Here is a 26,081-nt window from a genome sequence, read left to right on the forward strand (position 1 = left end):
GCAGCAAGCTAGATATCCTCTTATTTAACTCTGTGTAGATATCTATACCCGTTCTACCTGAATCCAGCATCTTCAGGTAGAGCGGGTATATATGGCAATGATTACTTAGCCATTTTCATATTTAGCAATCAATGCATTTACGTCGTGAATCAGCGCACTATTCTTGATTTGCGGCAGCTTACCTGGCGTATCTGATTTGGGTTTGATAATAGCGACTTTTTCACCTTGAGGTGAAACCAGTGCAAACGAAGCGCTGTGATCGACCTGATAATCTTCTCCATCACCTACCATAGCGTAAACAAAACCAAGGCTACGAGTTATCGGGTAAAGTTGTTTATGTTCAGCCGTGACCGCGACAAATTCAGGGTTAAAGAAGTTAGCGTAATTAAGTAAGGTATCGGTTGAATCTCGCTGTGGATCAACCGATAGGAAGATTACTTGTAAGTCAGCATGTTCAGATAGTGACGGGTAGGCAGCTGTAAGTTTTCCCATGGTGGTAGGGCAAACATCTGGGCAGGAGGTATAGCCGATAAAAAACAGGCTCCACTTTCCAGATAAGTCATCATTAGTAAACGCTTTTCCATGCTGATCTGTCAAAGAAAATGGAGCAATGGCTTGGGGAGTCGGAAACTCAAAACTGGTCTGCAATTGCAACTCTTTTGGCTGGCTAAATTGTATTGCCGCCCAAGCACCTGCTGAGGCGAGCATAATCGCCGCTATTATCCATGACAACTTCATTATAGTTTCCTCTCCTTAAGCCAGTATTAGACCCATAAATAATGGTCAACCAAGAGCGCTATAAATAGCAGCATCAGGTGGTAGATAGAGAACTTAAATACATTCATCGCCAGACCGGGGGTTTCATGAAATTTAAGTTGCCAAGCCTTATAGATGAAGCCAGCGCTTAATAGCGTCGAGCTCACCAAATAAACCGGGCCACACATGCCAACAAGTACCGGAAGCAAACAAGCGATGGCGAGCAAAATGGTGTAAAGAAAAATACAGGTTTTAGTAAATTCAACACCATGGGTGACGGGTAGCATGGGAATATCGACTTTGGCGTACTCAGCTTTACGGTGAATAGCTAGCGCCCAAAAATGGGGTGGGGTCCAAGCAAAAATAATAATAACCAACAATAATGCGTTGCCATGAAACTCGCCGGTTACCGAAGTCCAGCCTAGTAGCGGAGGCATGGCGCCAGCAAGCCCACCAACAACGATGTTTTGTGGCGTTGCACGCTTTAAGTAGGCGGTGTAAACCACGGCATAGCCGATGAGACTGGCAAAAGTGAGCCACGCAGTTAATGGATTGACCAAGGCATAAAGAATAACAAAACCAAGTATCCCAAGGCCGAAAGAGAAGACCAGTGCTTTGGTAATCGAGACTTTACCTTTAGGTAGCGGTCGGTTGTAGGTTCTTGCCATTAAGCCGTCAATGCGACGATCGATAAGATGATTAAATGCCGCTGCAGCGCCTGCCATCATCCCGATGCCTGCCATTCCCGCGATAAGAGGTTGCAGTGGTACAGCTCCAGGCACGGCCAGACACATGCCTACTAGCACTGTTAATAGCATTAATGCGACGACTTTGGGCTTGGTCATTTCGTAATAAGCACGCCACTGGAACAGCGGTGTTGCTGCGCTTCTGGATATAGTTATTTGTTTTTCCATGGCTTAGACCTCGTTTTGTGCCGATAGCACACTCTTAAATAGGCTGAATTCTGCTTAGTTATATTTGTTTATCGCAGTATGTTGTTACGCTTTTCGCCATAAGGCGTAATTAATAAATACCAATGTCAGCAGCAGTAGTGCTGCCCCTGCGTTATGAGATACCGCTATCCCCAAAGGTAGGTGTAACACGACATTGCTAATGCCAAGAATGACCTGTAACACCACTAACCCTGCTAATAACCAAGCTGCATTACGTATAGTGGTTGAATGCGCCTTAGTGATAAGTTTGAAAGCTAACCAAAGCAGCAAAACTGCAGTGATAATCGCGCCAATCCTGTGGGCAACATGAATGGTCATTCGAGCTGAGTAATCTAAAACGCCAAACTCATAACTAGGGTGGTCCCCTTGAAATGGTGAAAAAGCGGCACTGAAATTGAGATTGTCAACCCAATTGCCTTCGCAGATTGGCAGTGATGTACAAGCCAGAGCGGCGTAGTTAGATGAGGTCCAGCCGCCTAAGATAATCTGTAATAGCAGCACGCCAATACAGATTAAGGCAAATGCTGATAGCTTTCTGGCGGGAGCGTCACCACCGGGAATACGCAAAGGTTTGCTTCGAAGGTAGAGCAGTAAGAGTAAGGAGAACAGGGCAAAGCCACCGATAAGGTGTGACATCACCACAATTGGCATCAGCTTCATGGTGACAGTCCACATCCCCAGTGCTGCTTGAAACACGATTAATGCAGCAATAAACATTGGCAGTTTTTTCGGTGCATCAGTTTTGCGTAAGCTGATGATTAAAATCAATAACACCATCAGACCCAATGCGCCGGCGATATATCGATGGATCATTTCAAGCCAAGCTTTTTCAGTTTCAACCGTGTGCTCAGGAAAGGCGTCTTTAGCAGCGGTAAGCTCATGACTTGCACTTGGTGCTTTGAGCATCCCGTAGCAACCAGGCCAATCAGGGCAGCCAAGGCCCGCATCGGAGAGGCGTGTGTATGCTCCCATCATGATGACGCACAAAGTAAAAACTAAAGTGACTTTTAGTAATGGCTTAATATCCATGGGTCACCCCCAAGTTGTGCTTTCCTACAGCAAATACACCGGTATAAGCCCACCTATGCATAATGACGCACAAAGTAACAACTAAAGTGACTTTAAGTAGAGGTTTAATATCCATGGGTCACCCCCAAGTTGTGCTTTCCTACAGCAAATACACGGGTATAAGCCCACCTATGCATAATGACGCACAAAGTAAAAACCAAAGTAACCTTTAGCAGTGGCTTAATATCCATTAGCCGATCCTCGAAAGTTTAAGCATCTTTCTTAAATCAGCCACTATCGCCTTACCCTGCATTATTTGAGCTTGATGGCTGGTGGTGGTTGGGTAACTCATGACCATGCTTCCAAGGGGATCAACGACGACAAACTGTTGATCTTTAAGCAGCTGAGTGAGTGCTGGTGTAGGTGTAGCGGTAATAAAGTCGAATGATGTAAGTGCTGAGCTGTCACTGTTTTCATCAAGCATGATGATGGTATGCACGCGGTCTTGATTTCGACCCATTGCGATATGGCTTTGTTGTAAAATATAGAGTCTATCTAAGCAGGTTGTGTCACAAATTGCCGGCAGTTGATATAACAATTGCCACTCTTTAGGTTGAGGGTTTGTCATATCTAAGCTTTGATAGTTTATGCCGACCTCAAGCAGTTCGCCTTTGTTGGTTGCTCCGCCATTATATAGTCCAAAACTTAAAATCAGTTTGGCGGCGATAACAGGTACTGCAAAAGCCAAGAGTAGTAATAACAGTGTTTTTTTGCCGTTCTTTTTGGGGGAGTTCATTCCATCTCCTCTGTATGAGTTTCACGCTACCTTTGTGACTGCACTGCCTCGTTAGGGAGTGTCAGCATGCATTACCAATACAGCTAAGGTAATAAGCAAAACGACGGTAATCGTGAACAACTTAATATCAGTACATCCCGGAACGGCTAGGATGCATATTTTCTAACCTACATGGTCTATTCTGGCTTAGCAATAGCCAAGTAAACTTTTAATTTTTGTTATTATCCTATTGTTTTAATTTACGAAAAAGTAAAAAGAGCATGATTAATCCAAATACTCCGGCCATACTGAACCACTGTACTGCATATCCTTGATGCTTCTGTGCAGATAATGGAATCGGTTGCCATGGATGAACACGGCTATCACCGGGAATATTATTGGGTTGTAGCACGACTGGCGCGAGTGGTTTATTAATTAACAGCGCAAGTTGCTCTATGTTTAAATTTTGGATCCGCATAGGTGAGCCTGTTTCGGCCATGAGCTCTGAACTCATCGGATTCATCTGTTTTTGGTAAACTCGACCGCTTAACTTCAAAGGGGCTGTTAACGCGGCAACGTTAGGCAGTATTGAGCGATCTACACTTCCTGGCTCAAAGCCTAACTCAACTAATAACCATGGTTTATCTGGTGAAACCTCAAATGCTTGATAGGCTAAATAGCCAACTCTACCGTTAACGGTTTGGTTATCTAGAAGAAATACTTGCTGAAGAATGGGCGCTACCTGAGTACTCAGTTTGTAGCCTGTTAGGTTATCATTGCCAAGCTTAGCGAGTAGTTGCTCATAGGTCAGTACGCTAGCGTTTTGTCGTTGGCTAAGTGCTGTTTGCCATTGCAGCTTCTGCTCTGCTCGTTCAAGCTGCCAAAAACCAAGCTTGACCAAAATTGTAAACACCATCAAAGTAGAAAGTACGATAAACAACCAAATACCTAAAGCCCCAATTTTTGGAGATTTTATGAATATGCTATTTGTTTTTAAACTGATTTTAGTACTGCTACTGCTGTTCATATTGGTTAATTTAGCGAGAGCCCTATTTGTGATGGTTAAAGGTGAAAAGAGTGTACCCATGAGCCAATATTTAGGCCGACGAGTACTCTTTTCTGTACTTGTGGTTATGCTACTTTTAGTGGCGTTAGCGACAGGGGTTATCGCACCAAACCCCAGACCTTACTAACTTAGTCGTCAATAGCTATCTCGATTCGGTTACAGCACATAAACAAATATAAATAGACACAACCAAACCACATCAACAAAGTGCCAATACCAACTACCGGCTTGGAACGCAAAGTGGTGTTCGGGGGTAAAATGCCCTTTCAGTACTCTGAAAAACAACACAATCAGAAATACCGTTCCTAACGTCACGTGCATGCCGTGAAATCCTGTGAGTAGGAAGAAGGTGTTGCCGTAAACGCCAGATTCAAGTGTTAGCCCCATCTCTTGATAGGCATGGACATACTCTTCCACTTGCAAAAATAAGAAACCAATACCGAGCACGATAGTTAATGCTAACCATGCGGTTAGTGCTTGACGCTTATTTTTTTCTAGCCCTACATGGGCAAAATGCAGTGTCACTGATGAAGTTAGTAGAATAAGGGTGTTGTATAGCGGCAGGCCTGTCCAGCCCATTGCTTCGGTCGTAGTACCATCAGGCGTAGTGACAAGTGGCCATACAGCTTCAAATGTAGGCCACAGTACTTCGTGGGTCATGGCATTATTGGATGCACCGCCAAGCCAAGGGATTGCAATCATTCGAGCGTAAAATAACGCACCGAAAAATGCCGCAAAAAACATTACTTCGGAAAAGATAAACCAGCTCATCCCTTGTCTAAAGGAGCGATCCATCTGTGGTGAATAGAGACCTGCCATTGATTCAGCAATAACCGTTCTGAACCAGCCGAAAATCATAAAAATGATCACCGCGATTCCCGCTAGTAAAATATAGCCGCCGATACCGCCTTCGCTATTTAGTTCAGATACAAAGCTACCAGCACCAAAAGCGATAAGAAACAGCCCGATGGCGCCAATAATCGGCCAGGCACTTTGCGCTGGTACATAATAGGGTTCGTGCTTGGTCGTCATTTTAAACCTCCTTTCCCGGCTATTGAGTAAAGAGTAGTTGAATGGAAAAAACTTGAAATTAACTGTGTATTTGGCCTACCGCTTCTTAAGGGCAAATAATGAAACTGTTGTTCAATAAATGTCATCTTGCAGCTCCTTGCTCTACGCTACCGGCATAGCTCTTGTCGGTAATATTGTAGAGGGTATAAGAGAGGGTCAAGGTAGTGATGGAGTCCGGTAATTCTGGGTCCACATAAAAGATAAGTGGTAGATCGGCCGTTGCTGTTGCAGCTAATACTTGCTGATTAAAACAAAAGCACTCTGTTTTATTAAAATAGGCAGCCCCTTGTCCTGGAGACACCGACGGTATTGCTTGGCCTACGATATGATTCGCAGACAAATTCTTAGCAACAAAGTGAGTGCGGATAAGCTCTCCAGGGTGAACTTGCATACTGTTCATTTGAGGTTTGAACTCCCAGGGCATGTCACTTTGCACTTGGGAAACAAATTCAATGGTGACTGTTCTATTTTTATCTACCGTAACGGGCTTATAAACACTGGCGGTACTTTGAGTCTTACCGTTTATACCTAGCGTGTCGCATAGCACGTCATACAGCGGCACGAGAGCAAAGCCGAAACCAAACATACCCACAGCGCCAAATAGCAGCATGGTAATTAACTTTCGGTTTGACTTGCTCTGTGGCTGGCTCATTTTTATTTCACCTCAGGTGGTGTTGTAAACGAGTGGTATGGCGCAGGGCTTGGTATTGTCCATTCCAATCCTTCAGCTCCTTCCCATGGCTTGGCGGGGGCTTTTTCACCGCCACGAATACATTTGATGACTACCGCTAAAAAGATTAGCTGCGATAATCCAAAGGCAAAGCCACCAATCGATACGATCTGGTTGACGTCAGCAAACTGAATAGCGTAATCAGGTATTCGGCGAGGCATACCGGCTAGCCCAAGGAAATGCATCGGGAAGAACAGTACGTTAACGGAGATAACTGAACACCAAAAATGCCAGCGACCTAAGCTCTCGCTGTACATGTTGCCAGTCCATTTAGGTAGCCAGTAGTACGCTGCAGCCATAATGGAAAATATCGCACCGGTGACTAATACATAGTGAAAATGCGCTACTACAAAGTAAGTATCGTGGTACTGGAAATCTGCAGGTGTAATCGCCAGCATCAAACCAGAGAATCCGCCAATGGTGAACAGAATGATAAACGCCACGGCAAACAGCATAGGGGTTTCAAAACTTATCGATCCGCGCCACATGGTAGCGACCCAGTTAAATACCTTAACTCCAGTTGGGACAGCGATGAGCATTGTGCAATACATGAAGAAGAGTTCGGCAAACACCGGCATCCCTGTGGTAAACATGTGATGCGCCCAAACTAAAAATGACAACACGGCAATACTGGCTGTTGCATACACCATTGAGGCATAACCAAATAAAGGTTTGCGGCTAAAGGCGGGGACAATAGCGGAGATAATACCAAATGATGGCAAAATCATAATGTACACTTCTGGGTGACCAAAGAACCAGAAGATATGCTGGAACATGACAGGGTCACCGCCGCCAGCGGCATCGAAGAAGCTGGTGGCAAAGTATTTATCGGTTAACACCATAGTGACTGCGCCAGCTAACACTGGCATCACTGCGATGAGCAGGAATGCGGTAATTAACCAGGTCCAAACAAACAACGGCAATTTCATCCATGTCATACCAGGAGCACGCATATTGACGATGGTTACGACAACGTTAATGGCGCCCATTATCGAGCTTATTCCCATAATGTGAACGGAGAAAACGAATAGTGCTGTGCTGTCTGGGCTATAAGTTGTCGAAAGAGGCGCGTAGAAAGTCCAGCCAAAGTTTGGCCCACCTCCTTCCATGAACAGCGAGCTTAATAGGATGGTAAACGCGAAGGGTAAAATCCAAAAACTCCAGTTGTTCATTCGCGGTAGCGCCATATCTGGCGCACCGATCATCATGGGGATCAGCCAGTTAGCTAAGCCCGTAAAGGCTGGCATCACTGCACCAAAAACCATCACTAAACCGTGTACCGTGGTCATCTGGTTGAAAAAGTTGGGCTCCACCAGTTGCAAACCGGGCTGAAATAACTCAGCTCGGATAACCATAGCCATTGCGCCACCAGTAAGGAACATAATGAAACTGAACCAAAGGTAGAGCGTGCCGATATCTTTGTGGTTAGTGGTTAATATCCAGCGCATAATGCCTTTTGGCGCCCCATGATGGTCATCATGGTGATCGTCGTGAGCGGCTGGTGTATCTTGTGTAATAGTGCTCATTTTAATCCCTTACTTTCCGTGGCCATCAACATCAGAAGCCTGAACAGCATCACCGGAGTCATTGCCCCAAGCGTTACGCTCATAAGTGATAACAGCGGCAAGCTCTTGCGGTGTTAGTTGAGAGCTAAACCCCTGCATTGCTGTGCCTGGTTTACCATTGATCACAATTTCTAAATGATCTGTAACTGGGCCGGTAATGATTGGACTTTCGATTAAAGAGGGGAAAGCGCCAGGTAGTCCGGTTCCAGCTGCTTGATGACAAGCGACACACTTAATCATGTAAACTTTCTGACCCATGGCCATCAATTCATCCATGCTTAAGTCATCTAACACCGCAGCCTTAACATCTTCAACAGCTTCATTTACAGTCTCCGTGACAGTCGATGTAGCTTGATCGGCAGCTGGGAGTTTTGCAGGTAATGTTGCCGGTACCGCAGTGGAATTGCCAGGTACAGCAGGGGCAGACTCTTCCGAGCTGACATCAGCGGCTTGAACCGAGTCGCCGGAGTTATTGCCCCAAGCATTACGCTCAAAAGTGACCACCGCAGCAATCTCAGTAGCGGTTAACTGCTTGGCAAAAGCTTGCATCGCAGTGCCCGGTTTACCGTTAACCACGATATCAATATGGTCCGCAACCGGACCTTTAATCATCGGACTACCAATAAGTGAAGGGAATACGCCGGGTAAGCCTGCCCCATTCGGTTGATGACATGCGGCACAACGAGCCATATATATCTGCTCTCCTTGAGTCATCAGTTCTTCCATACTCAAGGTTTTAGAAAGTGCTGCTTTAGCCGCTGCCTGCGCATTATTGGCAGCTTGTTGTTGAGCGATAAGCCAGTTATCAAAATCTGCTTCCGACAGAGCTTCCACCACAATGGGCATAAAACCATGGTCCTTACCGCATAGCTCAGCACATTGACCGCGGTATACACCAGGTTTATCTATCTTGGTCCAAGCTTCATTGATAAAACCTGGGTTAGCATCTTTCTTAACTGCAAAAGCTGGTACCCACCAAGAGTGAATAACGTCTTCCGAGGTCATTAAAAAGCGGACTTTGCGATTAATCGGCAATACCAGGGGCTTATCTACCTCCAGTAAATAGTGCTCACCTTTAGCCTCGGTACCTTCTATCTGTTCGCGAGGAGTGGACATTAAACTGTAAAACTCTACATCTTGATTGAAGTAGCTGTAATGCCACTTCCATTGCGAACCCGTAACTTTAATCGTTAGGTCTGCATCGCTTGGATCTTCCATGGCAATGAGTGTTTTGGTTGCCGGAATAGCCATGATGATAAGAATAATAAAAGGCACCACAGTCCATAATATTTCGACTTTAGTACTTTCATGAAAGTTGGCGGCGACTGCGCCTTTTGATTTGCGGTGGTTGATCATGGCATAAATCATCACGCCAAAAACAACTAAGCCAATAGCACAACAGATGTAAAGGATGATCATGTGCAGGCTATAAACCTGTTCACTGATCGCCGTCACGCCCTCTGTCATATTAAGTGGCATTTCTGATGCAAAAAGTGCAGGCGTAAATATTAGCGCCAACACACAATACAACAATTGCTTCACTAGACTTCTCCTCTGTCAACAAGACAAAGAAGAGTCACACAGTAAGTCTCTGCTCTATGTAAACTCTTCAGTTCCCAAAAAAGCAACGATGACTTCAAAGTGCATGAGTGGCGTGTCTATCGTGTCGTTATATTATGTGGCGACTATCGATATGACTTTTGTAATTTCCAGTATCTATCTACTGGTTAGTGTAACCACTTTGGCACCTACGGCTGAAATATATCAGGCCGATCTCAGTCTTCATATACTCTAAAAGGATCTACAGTCCGTACATAAAGACCGACGACTAAATCGCTCGGATATAACAAAAATATCGTTGTTATCAGTTCCTACCCTACTTGGTGTTGAAATATTGATCAAGATCACTTTTTGACTAATTTCACGTGTTAGGGAAATAAAAAAGCTTCCTGAGAGGAAGCTTAGAAGGGTAATAGAAATAATGGTTTAATGCATAGAGGTGAATAATGAACCTTGATTAAGTATCTTATCCTGTGTGTTTATTGCGCTGTCAGGTAAGTGAGCATTCGCATTTTCAATCACTATACCTAGTGCTTGGGCACTCTTAGCAACTAATTGTAGACGTCTGTTATCACGTGCATCTAGGCTATTTGCCCAAGTAATGACTGCACTTGATGTGCCGCTTGTGAGCGCTTTTTCCATTGCCCATAAGGTTTCGACTTCATCTTTAGCATGCACAAGGAGGATTCTATCCATACGTACACCAGCCGCAGCTAGCATTTGCTTATAGCCTATATTAGGTGGGCTAATCAATACGATCCAGCGACCCTGTTGGCTCAATTGAGCCAACTGAGCGCTAATCTTTGTTAGCTCATTACGCCCTTGAGTGTGAGATACCATAGTTTCTATATCTACAACTGTTTTTTTCGTCATGGTAGCGGCTGGAATATCTTGCCACAGACCCGGATGACGAGGGCTAACACCTAATAATTTGTTCATTGCCAATCTCCATTGCGGATCACGCCAACTGCTAGTCCTTCAATACTTAAACTCTGGTTAGCTAGATCGACTTCTATTGGTGAATATTCTTCATTTTCAGCATGCAAAAAGACTTTATTGCCTTTCTTTTCAAAGCGCTTAACGGTTACGTCATCTTCCACTCGAGCAACAACAACTTGGCCGTTACGTGCTTGCTGACTTTTATGCACTGCTAACAGATCACCTTCGAGTATGCCAATATCCTTCATACTGTCACCACGGACTCGCAATAGAAAATCAGCTGAGGGACGGAACATGGCTGGGTCAACTTTATAGTGTTGTTCAACGTGCTCTTGGGCGAGAATCGGCTCACCTGCTGCAACTTGCCCAATTAAAGGCAAACCGAGTTCGGCCTCTTCCGGTTCCTCTTGAGTGAGTCGAATACCTCTAGAGGTTCCAGGTATGATCTCAATACACCCCTTTTTAGCCAGTGCTTTTAAATGCTCTTCAGCGGCATTGGCAGACTTAAAGCCTAAACGTCTTGCTATTTCAGCACGAGTAGGTGGCATACCTGTGTCAGAAATGTTTCGTTTAATTAGCTCTAAAATTTCCGCTTGGCGCGGTGTAAGTGGTCTCATGCTTGAACCTGTTTTTCTATACAGTACCTGTTAGTATATACAGTAATTGATTCAGTGCAAGTATTAACCAAATTAATGTAAGCATAAGTTAAATTTACATTTATATGGTGTCACTTTAAATGTTGGCCTGTGTGGCAACTGACTGGGGGGGAATAGCTTGGATCTAGAGTTAATACACTAAATTGTAACTAAGTCATTGTTCTATAAATACACGGTAGCTTCCGGTGCAGATTGTAAAGCAATTGCGCAAATCGTCGGAAATTCTGGTATTCTACGAGGTTATTAGAAGCGACTAACACTGCAAGCGAATCATGTCGAAAAAAGACTCTCTTTGGTTTAAATCTTTACGCTGGATCCAGAAAAAGTTGGTACACACTATTGTGGTACCTCATGATCCTTTTGATGATCTCAATCTCGATCCAAGCAAGCCACTCGTATATGTCATGAAAACAGAATCTGTGAGTGACATTGCTGCTTTAAGTGAAATGACAGGCACACTAGGCCTGCCTAGTCCTTATGATGACTTAGAAGTTAATGGCGTGAGTGCGCCGCGTGTTGTCTGCCTTGAAGGCAGCAAACCGTTATTTGGTGAGCGAGAAAGTGCTGAGCAGTATTTACACTGCTTCAAACGCTTGCTGAGCGTACATAAGCAAAATACTGAACTCGATATTCAGCTAGTGCCTGTAAGCCTTTATTGGGGACGCACCCCAGGTAAAGAAGATGACACTATGCGCGCGGCTGTTTTGGAACGTCAAAATCCAACTTGGCTACGTAAATGTTTGATGATCTTGTTTCTTGGCCGTCATAATTTCGTCCAGTTTTCTAACGCGGTGTCATTGCGCTATATGGCGGATGAACACGGTACAGATAAACGTATCGCCCAAAAGCTCGCGCGCGTAGCTCGAGTGCACTTTCAGCGTCAACGCAAAGTGATGACAGGGCCACAACTGCCTAAGCGACAAGCACTTTTCCATGCTTTGCTTAAATCGGATTCGATTACTAAAGCGATAAAAGAGGAGGCGGCCAGCAAAAAAATCTCAGAAGCTGAGGCTCGCGCCAAAGCAATGGAATATCTTGATGAAGTTGCTGCCGACTACTCTGATAGTTTGGTACGTATAGCCGAGCGTTTTCTAACTTGGCTGTGGAATAAGCTATATAAAGGGATCAACATTAAGGGCGCGGAGCAGATCCGTCAGCTACACCATGATGGTCACGAAATAGTTTATGTGCCCTGCCATCGTAGCCATATGGACTACTTGTTGCTGTCTTACATTCTTTATTACCAAGGTATGGTGCCACCGCATATTGCTGCAGGTATTAATCTTAACTTCTGGCCAGCAGGGCCGATGTTCCGTCGTGGCGGCGCATTCTTTATTCGTCGTAGTTTCCGTGGTAATAAACTTTACACCGCAGTATTCCGTGAATATTTAGATCAGCTCTTCACTAAAGGTTACTCGGTTGAGTACTTCACTGAAGGTGGACGCTCACGTACTGGTCGTTTATTGGCGCCTAAAACAGGCATGATTGCGATGACGCTTAATAGCGTTCTGCGCGGTGTTGAACGCCCTGTAACACTTGTGCCCGTTTACTTGGGTTATGACCATGTAATGGAAGTGGCTACTTACCATAAAGAGTTAAGCGGGAAAAAGAAAAAGAAAGAATCTGTCTGGCAGGTATTTGGTGCCATTCGTAAGCTAGGTAACTTTGGTCAAGGTTATGTGAACTTTGGTAAGCCGATAACGCTGCATAATTTCTTAAATGATGAAGTGCCTAATTGGCGCGATGATGTCGCCCAAGATCCTGAGCAAAAACCAACTTGGCTAACGCCAGCAGTGAATACGTTAGCTAGCCAAGTAATGACTAATATTAACGATGCGGCAGCAGTCAGTTCTGTGACGTTAACGAGCTTGGTATTACTGGCATCAGAGCAAAATGCACTAGAACGTAGTCAGCTTGAAAAGCAGTTAGATCTTTACCTTACATTGTTAAAAGAGCTGCCTTATACCGAGTACACTTCCGTCCCCGAGGGGAGTGGTAAAGATTTAGTTTCGCAAGGTCTTGAGCTGAAGAAGATTCAGATTGAAAGTGATGCGCTTGGCGACATTATCTCTATTGATGACAGTATTGCGATAACGATGACTTATTATCGTAATAACATCATTCATCTGTTGGTGGTTCCTTCACTGATCGCAGCCTGTTTATTGCGTAAAGAGCGTTGCACTCGTGATGATGTTGTGTGTGTAATTAATGACTTTTATCCACTGCTTCAAGCCGAATTATTTATGGGCATTGAAGATCCTAAGGTCTACGCGAATAGCATCTTAGATATCTTTGTTGCGCAGGGATTGGTGGTTGAAAATGGTCACTTTGAAGTTGCCGATGACAAAGTTAATCAGTTGCTATTGCTGTCTGGCACCATCGACGAAACGATGCAACGTTACGCTATCTTATTTAACTTGTTAGCGGTGAAACCTAACATGGAGCGCTCAGAGTTAGAGCGCGATAGCCATCGCCTTGCACAAAGGCTGGGAGCACTTCACGGTATTACTGCGCCAGAGTTCTACGACAAGAAGCTATACGCTACGCTAAGCGTTAAATTAAAAGAGTTAGGTCATCTAACCGATAGCGAAGGCTGTAGTGATATCAAACGTATAAAAGATAGAGCTAATTTGCTACTGCGTTCATCCGTTAGACAGACGATTGTTGATAGCGTTAATGCGGAGCAAAAAGATTAAATGGCAAATCATATGAATGCGGCCAAAAACAAGGCTGAAGGAAAATCACTATTAGGCGGCGCAATGATTATTGCGGGAACGACCGTTGGCGCGGGCATGTTCTCCTTACCTGTAGTGGGCGCAGGCATGTGGTTTGGCTACTCAATGTTAATGTTGGTAGGCATATGGTTTTGTATGTTGGTGTCTGGTTTGATGTTGTTAGAGACTAACCTTCATTTTGAACCAGGCTCCAGTTTCGACACACTCACTAAAACCACGCTTGGCCAATTTTGGCGCATCGTCAATGGGCTTTCCATTGCCTTTGTTTTATATATTCTGACTTACGCCTACATAAGTGGTGGCAGTTCAATCGTTAACCATAGTCTTGAAGGGCTGGGGATAAGCTTACCGCAAAGTCTTGCTGGGCTAGTGTTTGCTGCGGTATTGGCTACCATCGTTATCATCAGCACCAAAGCCGTAGATAGGATCACCACCATTATGCTTGGCGGTATGATCATTACCTTCTTCTTGGCTGTTGGTAATCTATTGATAGATGTCGATACCAGTAAATTGTTCGTGCCCGATGGCGAAACAAGTTATGCACCATACCTATTGGCGGCACTGCCTTTTGGTTTAGCGAGCTTTGGTTACCATGGTAACGTTCCTAGCTTAGTTAAGTACTACGGCAATCAACCAAAGACTATTATTAAGGCGCTGTTCATTGGTACCTTTATTGCCTTAGTCATTTATAGCTGCTGGTTAGTTGCGACTATGGGTAACATTCCTCGTAGTCAGTTTGTCGATATTATTGCTCAAGGCGGTAATATGGGCGTATTGGTGGGTGCGTTATCGGAAGTTATCGCGAGTAGTTGGTTAAACACCATGTTAACCCTCTTTGCTAACTTGGCCGTGGCTTCATCTTTCTTAGGCGTGACCTTAGGTTTGTTTGATTACCTTGCCGATCTATTTGGGTTTGATGAGTCTCGCCAAGGGCGTTTAAAAACGGCAGCAGTGACATTTATTCCACCAACTATTTTAGGTATTTTATTCCCGAATGGTTTCCTTATCGCGATTGGTTTTGCCGCATTAGCAGCCACCATTTGGGCGGCTATCGTCCCAGCAATGATGGCTTATAAGTCGCGTAAAATCTTTGCTGACAGTGAAGGTTTTAGAGTCCCTGGTGGCACGCCATTGATCGCAGTGGTGATTGTATTTGGTATTGTTACCGGTGCTTGTCATCTACTCGCGATGGCTGGGATTTTACCCGTCTACGGTTAAATACGTATTTAGCCGCAGATTGAAATAAAGCCTCTTAAAGAGGCTTTTTGTTTTTTAGGTTTTTTAAATACTGTGTTGGTGTTTGCTGGCGGAAGCGGGCAAAAGAGCGGCTAAAACTGTGGGCATTGGCGTAGCCCAGTAATGATGCAATTTCTGCAATATCTTTCCCTTCAAGCATATATTTGATCGCTTGATTACACAGGATATAACCTGATAAATAGGTGAAACTAAAGCCAAGTTTTTGCAAACGCCTTTGCAACTGTTGCCGCGATATATCGAAAAGCTCTGCAACAGTATCTACATTAGGAAAGCCGTAACAGCGAGAGTAGTTGACCATCTCGTAAAGCACTTTCGGTGTGTCTGTCGGTTGAGGCATATTGAGGTAGTTTTCAAGCTGTGACATAGGAATTGCGGTTTTGATTGGTTCAGGCACATAAGTAAAATCGCTATTTGATGCTAGAAGATCATCGATATTCAACCACAGTTCTGTTTGTGGCGCATTCCAAGAAACCGGGCAATCAAATAAGGCTTCTGTCTCTAATTGTTTGCTTGGAGAGCCACTTAATCTAACTTTCAAAAGGCTATGATTGTTTCCGGTGTAGTGTTTGATGGCGTTGAACAGGGTAATAGCTACCCGCAATGAGTCATGAGATTTGGCTCTATCTCTGACAAAAGTGTTGCTGTAACACCACTTTAATATTTTCCCCGATTGCTGAGCGTAATAACTGGCGCCAGATTGAAAGCTTGTGACCCCATGATTAATACGCCTAAATGTTATGGCTAAATCGGGCGCGCTCAAGAACCAATTCCCCGGCACTTCAAGGCTGGATAATGTCAGATACTGCTGGATTTTTAACATAAAACCGGCATCGCCAGTCAGTTTTTCAATCTGCTCTAACCACTTTGCCACCTCGGTAAATGGCACCAACATCATGGCATCTTGTTGTAGAAGTTGCGGTAGCTTTAGCATCGCAGGAGTTATGCCATAGTGTGCCTCAACGCCTTTAAGCACTGGTAAAAGGTAGCAGAAACGAATAAAGGCGGAATTGAGTAGCATTGTGAGGTATCTAAAAGACTATTTGTACCGATTGAATCATAAATGGTGGATAAATGATATCTGTACGTCATGAGTGTTGCTCTCTAATACAGAAACGGCAAACTACTTAGCCGATATATTATTTCGAGATCTCCTTATGAGTTTGTTCAGTATGCCATTTGTCGATACTGGTGTTGATGGCGCCCTACATGGCGTTGCTGCTGTTGTGATGGTAATGACAGTCGCTGCAGTTGCTTTTGGTTTTTGGAAAATCCATGAGTTACCTATCAATCAGGCTCATAAGAAACAACACCAACAGATAGGACTTATCACCGCGCTCACCTGGATAGGCTTTGTTTGGCACTGGGTATGGGTGTTAGCGGTCATTGTTGCTTTTGTCGATAGCGAAAAAGCCTTGCGCCGAGTCAGAGATATCTGGCGCGAGAAAGAAACTGTAACCGAGCAAAACGCTATGAAAGAGGAGCGATAAATGCTGGAAGGATTAGCGGTATGGGCATTGTTTATTTACCTACTTCGTTTAGTCGGTATGCCTTGGAATATTTACAGTAAGAGTTTTGCTTATTTAGGTGGCACGGGTTGGCTTATGTTTGTTTGGGTTGGGCTGCTTAACTACACGCCGATGGATCTATCGGGTGGCTCACTGGTGCAATCACCCCATATTCAGTTGCGTCCAGCTAATAGTCAGATACGAGGCAAAGTTGAAAACATCTATATCAAACCAAATCAGCAGGTAGAAACTGGGCAGCTGATTTATGATTTAGATGCAGAGCCTTACCAGATTGCTTTGAACAAGGCGCTTGTGGCTCAAGCTAGCGCTAAAGTTAATCTTTCTTTGGCAAACGAAGATGTAAAGCTGGCACTCAAGCAGCATGATGTTTCGATTGCTGATGTCAGTATCAGTAAAAACCAACTTAACTCAGCCAGTAAGGATCTCGCCTGGAAGCAGAAAACTCTCGCCCGTTATATAGAGCAAAATCGTGTTGTTCCCGATACCATCACCAAGAGTTTACTAGATGAACAGCAAACCTTGGTCGATCTCGCTCTGGCGCAAGTGAGCACCTATTCAACGCAGATAGAAAAAGCGCAGATGGCAGAGACTACAGCGCTACTCAATATCAAGAAGTCGCGCCTTGCAGTTAAAAGTCGGCAATCAGATTTAAATAGTGAACATGAGAATGTTGCACAATCACAGTGGAATTTAGATAACACCAAAATATTTGCGCCTACTGATGGTTACGTGACAAATTTTATTATGCGCGAAGGACAGTATGTTGGAGTGGCTCCTCGCATGCAGATGTACACTCATGAAAAGTACGTATTGATGCGGGTTAATCATCAAGCGATTCGTAATGTAAAAGTTGGTCAAATGGCTGAATTTGCCTCGGCAGTTTATCCGGGAAAAGTTTTTAGCGCTGAAGTTGAAGGTATTATTGAGGCAACTGGTGAGTCTCAAGGACGTTTATTAGCGGTGGACGACAATGTTAGGCAGACGACTGGCCAAAACCTTAATAATAAGCATCACTTTGTCAGGCTTAAGCTGATAGAGGCTGATAGTTATGATATTCCGGTCGGTTCAGTTGGACTGGCCTGGATCTCAGGCACTAAGCCAGTAGAGTTTTTGGCCTTTTTGGATGTCATTCGCGGCATTGTAATTAGAATGAAATCGCAGATTTACTATTTTTACTCAATTTGATTTCCCTTGCTAGCTAGCGGCGATTGCTGCTAGCAGGATATTTAAACAGGTTAAACAAAAACACGATTACGACCATTCTTTTTGGCGATATATAACGCTTTATCCGCTAACTTTAAAGTTTGAGCAAATGTCAGCTGTCCATGGTGTTCAGCTACTCCGATAGAGATGGTGACATTAACAGTTGTGCTGTGGTTTTCTTCCTTGGCTTTTCGGTCAGATTTATTGCTGCTTTTACGAAGTTCATTTCTGAGTACAATGTCATAATCTCGAATTTTGCACCTGAGCTCATCGAGGTGTGGCAGGATTAATTCAACATCTTTATTCGGGAATACAATGGCAAACTCCTCTCCTCCGTAGCGATATACTTTGCCATTTCCTTTCACCTTAGTCAGTTTGCTGGCGATAAGTTGCAACACTTGATCGCCAACATCGTGACCATAGGTATCGTTAAAATTCTTGAAATGATCAATGTCCACCATCGCTACGCTGTAATGACTATTGAGTGAAAGAGACATGGTATTAAGTGCTCGTCGAGAAGATAGCCCTGTTAAGTCATCTCGATAAGCTAAATGGTAAGACTCAGCTATCACCACGCAGATGTAAGCAGTAGCGACTAGAGAGAGTAGTAATGGCAGAGGTAGTCCATTAGGTACATAGTAAAGAAACAGCCAACTAAACAGAGTCACTACCAGCACTGAGTCGATAAGGCTTGCTCTCCAGACTGCATATATACAGACAATAATGCTAGATATTCCGACGGGGATATACAAAGGGGTAAGTAAATTGATGGCAGGGGGGATATCCAAAACTGTCGGTGAGCCAATTTTCAACGTGAATATTTGCCATGTAGATCCGATGGCAAAACACAAGCCAATCCCTGCAACAGTCTTAACCGTGTGGAACGAAAACAGCGCTCTATCTCTACTGATGGAGAAAAATCCGATAATTAGTGAACCCGATAGAAAAATCTGGTTACGAATATTATCGGCCAAGTAATCAATGAATACGCCTTGCTCATAGCCGTAATAAGCAAGCAGTAATATGGCTAAGAGACTGAGTCTAGTAAAATTAAATTGCAGTGCAAGAATAGCTGCTACCGGTAAGAGGTAGTAGGGCAGTTCAATAATGCTGGGCAGCCAAACTTGCCACACGTCCTTAAAGTGTTGAGCTGCTGCAATACAGATAAAGGTCATCATTACAGGAACAAAAATATAGCGAAAACTGCGTGTTAATGCTGACACTGATCTCTTCCCTGATGATAGATGAACAATATTATAGTCGATAGTGGCTGGTACTACATAAGTTGCAGTTTCAGTATTTTCGATTTGCAAGTGTGTCAATTGATTCGTTGGAAGGGCAAGCTTTACTATTAAAGCGGTATTTTATAAGAGAAAGGTTGGACAGGGATTAAATTAAGGTCTTAACTCAGTTGATTCGTTAATTACCCCGCAGTCGGGGATTAGGATTGGCTATGAAAATCGATCAATATTTCCAAGGGCAGCCCTGCTGGGTGGAATTAGCGTCTGTAGATGTTGCTGTCAGCAAGCATTTTTATCATGCTTTGTTTAGTTGGGATATTGAAGATATGCCGATCCCGCAAGGCACATACAGTATGTTTAACCTGGAAGGTGATGATTTAGGTGCGATGTACCAGTTGCCTGACGAGATGATTACTGCAGGTGATAAAAGTCATTGGCTCATCTACTTTGCTGTAGAAAACCTAGAAAACAGTTTAGTTGATGTCACAGGGGCTGGCGGCACAATTGTGCTTGGCCCACACGATGTGGGTGAAGCAGGCAGTATGGCAGTCATTAAAGATTTAGAGGGAGCCAAGTTTGCCTTGTGGCAGGCTAAAAACCACATTGGAGCAAGGAGAGCAGCTGAGGCGGGGACGTTATGCTGGGTTGAACTTGCCTGCAGAAAAACAGAGGACGCCAAGTTATTTTATAGTCATATATTGGGTTGGGGTTGTCGAAAAGCAGAGATGGAAAATATTGAGTACACAGAATGGCAGGTTGGGACTCAAGACATTGGCGGCATGATGAAAATGACGGCAGAGTGGGGGGACATGCCAGCTCACTGGATGAGTTATTTTACTGTTGATGATTGCGATGCTACAGCGGCAAGAGTGACAGAGCTTGGTGGCTCAGTGTGCGTACCGCCAACAGATATAGCCAATGTAGGTCGATTTGCTGTTGTGAATGATCCTGCGGGTGCTGTTTTTTCGATTATAGAACTAACAATGAATGGCTAGGCATTTAATCTATTAAAAAAGAAGCACAGCGATTAGCTGTGCTTCTATAGCTATACCCCAAAAGCTATTTTTCGATATTTCCTTTGTCTAGTTTCCTACCATAGATCAGCAAGTAGATTGCGGGGATCACAAACAACGACAATATTGGTGCTGTGACCATACCGCCGACCATCGGAGCGGCAATTTTCTGCATCACTTCATTACCCGTACCGCTGCCCCACATTATCGGTAACAGGCCAAAGAAAATCGTAGCAACGGTCATCGCTTTGGGGCGAATACGCATCACGGCGCCATGGATCAATGCTTCGCTTAAGTCGTTACGATTATTGTAATTGCCAGCCTGTTTACGATCTTTGATGCTGTTGTTCAGATAAACCTGCATCACCACGCCAAACTCTGCTGCCACACCCGCGAGTGCGATCATACCGACGGATACCGCTACCGAAAAGTTGAAGTCTAAGAAGTACAGTAACCAGGCGCTACCCACAAGGGAGAACGGCAAGCTAAGCATGATGACAGATGCTTGAATAAATGAGCTAAAAGTCATCATCAACAGCATGAAAATAACGGCTAACATCAACGGAACTACTAGCTGCATTTTAGCTTCGACTCGTTGCATGTACTCATATTGACCAGCAAAGCTGTAGCTATAGCGAGCTGGCAACTGGATCTCCTTGTCTAGCGCAGCCCTTGCAGTGGCGATGTACTCACCAATAGAAATATTTTCTAAGTCTACAAACACCCAGCTGATCAAGCGGCCATTCTCACTGGCTAGCATAGGTGCACCGTCACTCACGCTAATGCTGGCCAGATTACCTAAGGGTAAATACTTGCCTGTTTTTGTCAGTACTGGAAGGTCGCGCAGTTTCTCAAGGCTATCACGTAACTCACGTGGGTAGCGGATGTTTATAGGGTAGCGCTCCTGCCCTTGAATTGACTGACCTACTTGCATACCGCCAATCGCCATTTGTACCACGTCTTGGATATCTTTAAGTGTCATGCCGTAGCGAGCCGCATTTTTAAGATTTGGCTCAATATCAATATAACGTCCACCGCTGGTACGTTGGGCAAATGCCGACGCTGTTCCTGGAAGTTTGCTAACAACGGCTTCGATCTCTGTGCCAATTCTCTGTAGCTCATCAATATCCGCGCCAGAAATCTTGATACCCACTGGCGTTCTTACTCCGGTAGAGAGCATATCGATACGGGTTTTGATCGGTTGCACCCAAGCATTAGTCATGCCGGGAACTTTCACCGTTTTCTGTAACTCGCCAATTATCCCCTCAAGGGTCATGCCTTCACGCCAAGTATCACGGGGGTTAAGCATAATAGTGGTTTCAAGCATCGTCAGTGGTGCGGGATCGGTTGCTGTCATCGCACGGCCGACCTTACCAAATACCCGCTTAACTTCTGGTACCGTTTTAATGAGTCTGTCAGTTTGCTGTAAGATCTCCGCAGCCTTTCCAGCACTCACACCGGGTAAGGTCGTCGGCATATACAGCAGGTCGCCCTCCTCAAGCTCTGGCATAAATTCGCTACCCATTTTTGTCATTGGGTAAACGGCACTGCCCAGCGTGATTAGTGCCAGTAGAATAGTGACTTTAGGAAAGCGCAGTACCAAGCGTAGCAGTGGCTCGTAGATGGCGATTAATACCCGACTGATCGGGTTTTTTCTCTCATCGGGGATCTTGCCACGCACAAAGTAACCCATTAATACTGGGATCAATGTGATCGCTAATATCGCGCTGGCGGCCATGGCGAAAGTTTTGGTAAATGCCAGAGGGTGGAATAAACGTCCCTCTTGCGCTTCCAAGGCAAACACGGGCACGAAGCTGAGTGTGATGATTAATAGACTGAAAAACAGTGCAGGGCCTACCTCGACGGATGCTTTACGCACCAACTCCCAATGGGCGTCGCCTGTAGGGGCTGCACCGTTATGTTTTTCGCGATAATGCTCTAAGTGTTTATGGGTGTTTTCTACCATTACAATGGCTGCATCAACCACTGCGCCAATCGCAATCGCTATTCCCCCAAGACTCATAATATTGGCATTAACCCCAATAAGGTTCATCACAATGAAGCTTATTAGAATAGAGATCGGCAGAGATATGATTGCTACCAATGTAGAGCGGGCATGTAGCAGGAAAATCAGGCAGATAATGCCGACCACTAACATCTCTTCCAATACTTTATGTTTGAGGTTATCGACTGAATTAAGGATAAGCTCTGAGCGATCGTAAGTGATCACTAACTCAACCCCATCGGGTAAGCCATTCTCGATCTGCTTTAGCTTCTCTTTAACGTTATTGATGGTAGCAAGGGCATTCTCGCCATAGCGCATCACCACAATGCCGCCGACAACTTCACCCTCACCATCTAACTCGGCGATACCACGGCGTGCCGCAGGGCCGGTGCGTAGCTGTGCAACGTCCTTCATCAACACGGGGATACCTGATTCAGAGACGATGCCGAGTGGGATCTCCTCAAAATCAGCCAAGGTTTGACGATAACCCGCAGAAGTGATCATATACTCAGCTTCAGCCATCTCAATAACAGAGCCACCAGTGGAACTATTAGAGTTATCTAAGGCATTTTTAACCGTCATCAAATCGATTTGATAGAGGGCTAATTTATGTGGATCGACAATGATCTGATAGGACTGTTCCATGCCGCCAATGGTGGCAATTTCAGAAACGCCCTCGACACTTTGTAGCTCAAGTTTTAAGAACCAATCTTGCAGCGAGCGTAACTGGGCTAAATCATGCTGGCCCTTACGGTCAACTAACGCGTACTGAAATACCCAACCAACGCCGGAAGCATCAGGCCCAAGTGTAGGGGTGACACTGGCAGGCAGTTGCCCTTGAGTTTGCGATAGGTACTCCAAGACTCTAGAACGTGCCCAGTAGATATCGGTGCCATCTTCAAAAATGATGTATACATAGGAGTCGCCAAACATCGAGAAGCCACGTACTGTTTTGGCGCCAGGTACCGCCAGCATTGCTGTCGATAATGGATAGGTAATTTGATCCTCGACCAGCTGCGGGGCTTGCCCTGGATAGGAGGTTTTTACAATCACCTGTACATCAGATAAGTCTGGCAGTGCATCGAGCGGTGTCATGCGCATCGCTTGGTAGCCAATTAGCGCGATAATCGCAGTGAGCACTAACACCATTACGCGCTGTCTTATCGAAGCGCTAATAATTTTTTCTAACATTATCGCCTCCGATTAGTGGTTTGCGTGTGGATCGCTAGCCGCACTTTCGCTGCTATTGCTGCCACTCAAGCGTTGTAAACTACCTTGAATACTGGCTTCTGAATCCAGTAAAAATTGACCCGATACAATAACCTTATCACCGGCTTTCAGACCTTCGGTTATTTCTGCTTTTCCTTGAGCTATCATGCCGACCTTGACTGCAACAGAGGCAAACTTGTTATCTGCACGCTGCACGACAACTCTGTTTTCCCTGCCAGTAAGAATCAGTGCCTCGGTTGGGATAGACAGTACGTCTCGTTGCGGACCGCCAAACAGTTTCACATCAACTAAGGTACCGGGTTTGAGTAGTTTTCCAGGATTATCTAGCTTCACTCTCACTCGCATAGCACGTGAGACGGGGTCGAGTTCTGGGTAGATATAATCAATTGTCGATTCTAAATCAAAGAGACCTTGAGCGGCGGAGGTGATCTCTACAGGACGACCTTGTTCGAGCCAGCTTTGTTCGTTTTCAAACACATCTGCAATCACCCATACGCTGCTCAAATCGACTATCTCGAATAGCGTGTCACCCGGCTGGACATACATGCCGTGACGAACTGATAATTGGCTGACAAAACCATCTTGGTCAGCATAATAGGGCACGCGGTAGATGGTTTCACCAGTACGTTCTAACTGGTTGATGGTACTGGCGCTAACGCCTAGAAGTTCAAGACGTAAACGAGCTTTACGCAGTAAACCTGCGCCACGGTTTTTATCTTGCTTGAGATAATCGATAGCCTGCATGTAATCGTCCTGCGCGTTTACTAGCTCAGGCGAATACAGCTCATAAAGTAGTTGTCCTTTTTTGACTCGCTGGCCAACGGTATGCACCATTAAGGTTTCAAGCCAACCATTAACACGGGTGTGAGCATGTCCGATAGCATTTTCATTATATTCAACTGTGCCTATGGTCTTAACTAGCTTCCATAGGGTTCCTTTGGTGACTTGTTCACTGCGCATACCTAAGGCTTGTTGCATACCACCAGATACTCCAACGACCACCTCTTCGCCGGCACCACCAATGCTCACTTTTTCTAAGTTCATACCACAAATAGGACAAGTGCCTGGTACGTCTGAAACCACATGTGGATGCATTGGGCAGACATATTTTACATTGCCATCATCATTGCTTTGAGCCGCTGGCATTAATGTTGGTTTTGACTGACTCAGTAATTTTTCAGCTTTAGTCTGTGGCGTTTGGGCAGGTTCCATCTGCATTGCATGGTTGTGACCTGCATGCTCATCTATCTGGTTTTCCTCCTCCTCTTCTTTAACGAGGAACATATTACATTTCGGGCAACGACCCGGCTCGTGACTCGTTACTTCAGGATGCATAGGGCAGTAGTAGTCTTTATTTGCGACTAGGTTTGCCTCTTTCTCTGATGAAGGAGTATCTGACTGCTCATCTTTGACTAGAAACATCTTACAAATAGAGCAACGACCAGGCTCGTGACTGGTTTCTTCTGGATGCATGGGACAATAATAGTGCGCATCCTGTTGCTGACTGTTAGTGGTTTCTGTTGATTGATGTTGCTTATGCTCTTGGCTGTAGCCTGCAATAGGCACAGTCGCAAGCAATAAGCTCAGGGCGCAGACTGCATTGCTGCGAAACTTTGTTACGTTGAATAAACTCATAATGCCTTATCTCCACCCTTATTTAGTGATGCATGTGACTCTTTTGATCTGCTTTATCGCTCTTAGCAATAGGCATTAAGTCCATACCGCACTTAGGGCAGCTATCGCCCTCTTTCCCTGTAATCGCTGGATTCATCGGACACGCATGAGTATCGGCGCTCATCTTATGATGCTCACTTTTACCTTTGTGGGGGCATGAATCACAGCTCTTTCCCTTAGTTTCCATCGCTTGCAGTTCCATTCCGCATTTTGGGCAGCTATCACCCGCTTTGCCGGTAATGGCTGGGTTCATTGGACACGCGTGAGTATCTGCAGTCATCTGATGATGAGCATGCTTGCCTTTATTTGGGCACGAATCACATTGATGTCCAGCAGCTTTCACTGCTTGTAAATCCATGCCACATTTAGGACATGAATCGTCTTGATTGCCAGTCACTTCAGGATGCATTGGGCAAGCGTAACTTTGGCTCTGTTCTGCGCCATGTTGATGCGCATGAGCGGATACCGACGGTGCCCAGGATAAAAATAAAAAGGTAGTTAATACCATACTAATAAAGGTTTTCATAACTCAACTCCATCAAAGAGATGGCCGAATGCTGTAAGTGCTAGCGCACAGAACAATTAACGGCATAAATAATTGCTTAATAAGAATAAATAGCTTTTTTAAAATATAGAGACGGTGAGTCTCAGGCTAGGCTATTGGAGGTCTTAAATCTTGTGGCAATGAAATAGAGTGGAAATGAGGCATTGGAGTGGCCGTTGCAATATCGGAGGTGTTGTTGCCAGGCCATGACAATACACTAAACAGAGTACCTGTTACTGAAATAACCAAGCAGTGGTTACAATCGCTCTGGCATGATCCCTTGCCGTTGCAGCAATTCTTAGAGTTGCCGGGAAGCATTTGCATAGTCTCGTCAGAATCGCAGCAATGAGTATCGCTATCCATTTGCATCTGGTGGCATTCAGCCCCATCTTGCATGCTCATCATTGGCATATCATCAGCCATAGCATTCGGTACCATCAATGATCCATTAGATAGCATTAGCTGGCTCAACAAAGCGAGCAGCGTAAAGGCTAGTAATGTATGACGACGAAGTATGCTAAGCATAATAATTCCAAGTGATGAACTTTTTTAGTTTAACACAGCATTGAAGTTA

The 26,081-nt window shown here is 44.8% G+C and carries 24 protein-coding genes; 6 read left to right on the forward strand and 18 right to left on the reverse strand.

What is annotated here, in order from left to right:
- Nucleotides 1-105: 105 nt before the first annotated feature.
- The 6 genes from L2730_RS08870 to L2730_RS08890 all read right to left on the reverse strand — a co-directional run bounded on the left by L2730_RS08870 (nt 106) and on the right by L2730_RS08890 (nt 4,432).
- On the reverse strand, nt 106-738 hold the full coding sequence (locus L2730_RS08870; RefSeq protein WP_248974260.1) for an SCO family protein: 633 nt from the start codon (nt 736-738) through the stop codon (nt 106-108).
- Nucleotides 739-764: 26 nt separating this feature from the next.
- Complete coding sequence (gene cyoE / locus L2730_RS08875; protein ID WP_248974261.1) at nt 765-1,670, reverse strand: heme o synthase; 906 nt, start codon at nt 1,668-1,670, stop codon at nt 765-767.
- Nucleotides 1,671-1,754: 84 nt separating this feature from the next.
- Nucleotides 1,755-2,738, reverse strand: a complete 984-nt coding sequence (locus L2730_RS08880) for a COX15/CtaA family protein (protein WP_248974262.1) — start codon at nt 2,736-2,738, stop codon at nt 1,755-1,757.
- Nucleotides 2,728-2,853 carry a hypothetical protein gene (locus L2730_RS21965; protein WP_283105689.1) on the reverse strand — a complete coding sequence of 42 codons (126 nt, stop codon included), beginning with the start codon at nt 2,851-2,853 and terminating at the stop codon, nt 2,728-2,730. The genes L2730_RS08880 and L2730_RS21965 overlap by 11 nt, the downstream gene beginning before the upstream one ends.
- A gap of 114 nt (nt 2,854-2,967) precedes the next feature.
- A complete protein-coding gene (locus L2730_RS08885; protein WP_248974263.1) occupies nt 2,968-3,513 on the reverse strand; it encodes a hypothetical protein in 546 nt (181 codons plus the stop codon).
- A 226-nt stretch (nt 3,514-3,739) separates the two neighbouring features.
- Nucleotides 3,740-4,432 carry an SURF1 family protein gene (locus L2730_RS08890; RefSeq protein ID WP_248974264.1) on the reverse strand — a complete coding sequence of 231 codons (693 nt, stop codon included), beginning with the start codon at nt 4,430-4,432 and terminating at the stop codon, nt 3,740-3,742.
- Nucleotides 4,433-4,466: 34 nt separating this feature from the next.
- Here L2730_RS08890 and L2730_RS08895 point away from each other — a divergent pair, with 34 nt between their 5' ends.
- Entirely contained in the window at nt 4,467-4,685 is a 219-nt protein-coding gene (locus tag L2730_RS08895) for a DUF2909 family protein (RefSeq protein WP_248974265.1), read from the forward strand.
- 29 nt (nt 4,686-4,714) lie between these two features.
- Here the strand turns inward: L2730_RS08895 and L2730_RS08900 are convergent, their stop codons facing one another.
- The 6 genes from L2730_RS08900 to lexA all read right to left on the reverse strand — a co-directional run bounded on the left by L2730_RS08900 (nt 4,715) and on the right by lexA (nt 11,040).
- Entirely contained in the window at nt 4,715-5,590 is an 876-nt protein-coding gene (locus L2730_RS08900) for a cytochrome c oxidase subunit 3 (protein ID WP_248974266.1), read from the reverse strand.
- Between the two features lie 121 nt (nt 5,591-5,711).
- Nucleotides 5,712-6,281, reverse strand: coding sequence for a cytochrome c oxidase assembly protein (locus L2730_RS08905; RefSeq protein WP_248974267.1), 570 nt, complete (start codon nt 6,279-6,281; stop codon nt 5,712-5,714).
- A 2-nt stretch (nt 6,282-6,283) separates the two neighbouring features.
- The gene (gene ctaD, locus L2730_RS08910; protein WP_248974268.1) at nt 6,284-7,885 is read right to left on the reverse strand and encodes a cytochrome c oxidase subunit I; all 1,602 of its coding nucleotides are present in this window, start codon (nt 7,883-7,885) and stop codon (nt 6,284-6,286) included.
- A gap of 9 nt (nt 7,886-7,894) precedes the next feature.
- On the reverse strand, nt 7,895-9,466 hold the full coding sequence (gene coxB, locus L2730_RS08915) for a cytochrome c oxidase subunit II (RefSeq protein WP_248974269.1): 1,572 nt from the start codon (nt 9,464-9,466) through the stop codon (nt 7,895-7,897).
- 444 nt (nt 9,467-9,910) lie between these two features.
- On the reverse strand, nt 9,911-10,423 hold the full coding sequence (locus tag L2730_RS08920; RefSeq protein ID WP_248974270.1) for a cell division inhibitor SulA: 513 nt from the start codon (nt 10,421-10,423) through the stop codon (nt 9,911-9,913).
- Complete coding sequence (gene lexA, locus L2730_RS08925) at nt 10,420-11,040, reverse strand: transcriptional repressor LexA (RefSeq protein ID WP_220737668.1); 621 nt, start codon at nt 11,038-11,040, stop codon at nt 10,420-10,422. Before lexA ends, L2730_RS08920 begins: the two co-directional genes overlap by 4 nt.
- A 311-nt stretch (nt 11,041-11,351) precedes the next feature.
- On the opposite strand from lexA, the gene plsB reads away from it, so the two are divergent.
- A complete protein-coding gene (gene plsB, locus L2730_RS08930) occupies nt 11,352-13,775 on the forward strand; it encodes a glycerol-3-phosphate 1-O-acyltransferase PlsB (protein WP_248974271.1) in 2,424 nt (807 codons plus the stop codon).
- The gene (gene mtr / locus L2730_RS08935; RefSeq protein WP_248974272.1) at nt 13,776-15,032 is read left to right on the forward strand and encodes a tryptophan permease; all 1,257 of its coding nucleotides are present in this window, start codon (nt 13,776-13,778) and stop codon (nt 15,030-15,032) included.
- Nucleotides 15,033-15,066: 34 nt separating this feature from the next.
- Here the strand turns inward: mtr and L2730_RS08940 are convergent, their stop codons facing one another.
- Nucleotides 15,067-16,089, reverse strand: a complete 1,023-nt coding sequence (locus L2730_RS08940; protein WP_248974273.1) for an AraC family transcriptional regulator — start codon at nt 16,087-16,089, stop codon at nt 15,067-15,069.
- Nucleotides 16,090-16,225: 136 nt separating this feature from the next.
- Between L2730_RS08940 and L2730_RS08945 the strand changes: the two genes are divergently transcribed.
- Together L2730_RS08945 and L2730_RS08950 are read left to right on the forward strand one after the other, a co-directional pair.
- On the forward strand, nt 16,226-16,558 hold the full coding sequence (locus L2730_RS08945) for an MFS transporter (RefSeq protein ID WP_248974274.1): 333 nt from the start codon (nt 16,226-16,228) through the stop codon (nt 16,556-16,558).
- Nucleotides 16,559-17,782, forward strand: a complete 1,224-nt coding sequence (locus tag L2730_RS08950; protein ID WP_248974275.1) for an HlyD family secretion protein — start codon at nt 16,559-16,561, stop codon at nt 17,780-17,782.
- 50 nt (nt 17,783-17,832) lie between these two features.
- Here L2730_RS08950 and L2730_RS08955 read toward each other — a convergent pair whose 3' ends face one another.
- Nucleotides 17,833-19,023 (reverse strand): GGDEF domain-containing protein, encoded by a 1,191-nt coding sequence (locus tag L2730_RS08955; RefSeq protein WP_248974276.1) that lies wholly within the window; start codon nt 19,021-19,023, stop codon nt 17,833-17,835.
- Nucleotides 19,024-19,253: 230 nt separating this feature from the next.
- Here L2730_RS08955 and L2730_RS08960 point away from each other — a divergent pair, with 230 nt between their 5' ends.
- Complete coding sequence (locus L2730_RS08960) at nt 19,254-20,036, forward strand: VOC family protein (protein WP_248974277.1); 783 nt, start codon at nt 19,254-19,256, stop codon at nt 20,034-20,036.
- A gap of 64 nt (nt 20,037-20,100) precedes the next feature.
- On the opposite strand, the gene L2730_RS08965 is transcribed toward L2730_RS08960, so the two are convergent.
- From L2730_RS08965 to L2730_RS08980, 4 genes are all read right to left on the reverse strand, one after another.
- The gene (locus tag L2730_RS08965) at nt 20,101-23,250 is read right to left on the reverse strand and encodes an efflux RND transporter permease subunit (protein WP_248974278.1); all 3,150 of its coding nucleotides are present in this window, start codon (nt 23,248-23,250) and stop codon (nt 20,101-20,103) included.
- A 12-nt stretch (nt 23,251-23,262) separates the two neighbouring features.
- Complete coding sequence (locus L2730_RS08970; protein WP_248974279.1) at nt 23,263-24,924, reverse strand: efflux RND transporter periplasmic adaptor subunit; 1,662 nt, start codon at nt 24,922-24,924, stop codon at nt 23,263-23,265.
- Between the two features lie 22 nt (nt 24,925-24,946).
- The gene (locus tag L2730_RS08975) at nt 24,947-25,489 is read right to left on the reverse strand and encodes a heavy metal-binding domain-containing protein (protein WP_248974280.1); all 543 of its coding nucleotides are present in this window, start codon (nt 25,487-25,489) and stop codon (nt 24,947-24,949) included.
- A 126-nt stretch (nt 25,490-25,615) separates the two neighbouring features.
- Nucleotides 25,616-26,032, reverse strand: coding sequence for a hypothetical protein (locus L2730_RS08980; protein WP_248974281.1), 417 nt, complete (start codon nt 26,030-26,032; stop codon nt 25,616-25,618).
- Nucleotides 26,033-26,081 lie beyond the last annotated feature (49 nt).

The organism is Shewanella kaireitica (assembly GCF_023284045.1).
GTDB classification, from domain to species: Bacteria; Pseudomonadota; Gammaproteobacteria; order Enterobacterales; family Shewanellaceae; genus Shewanella; species Shewanella kaireitica.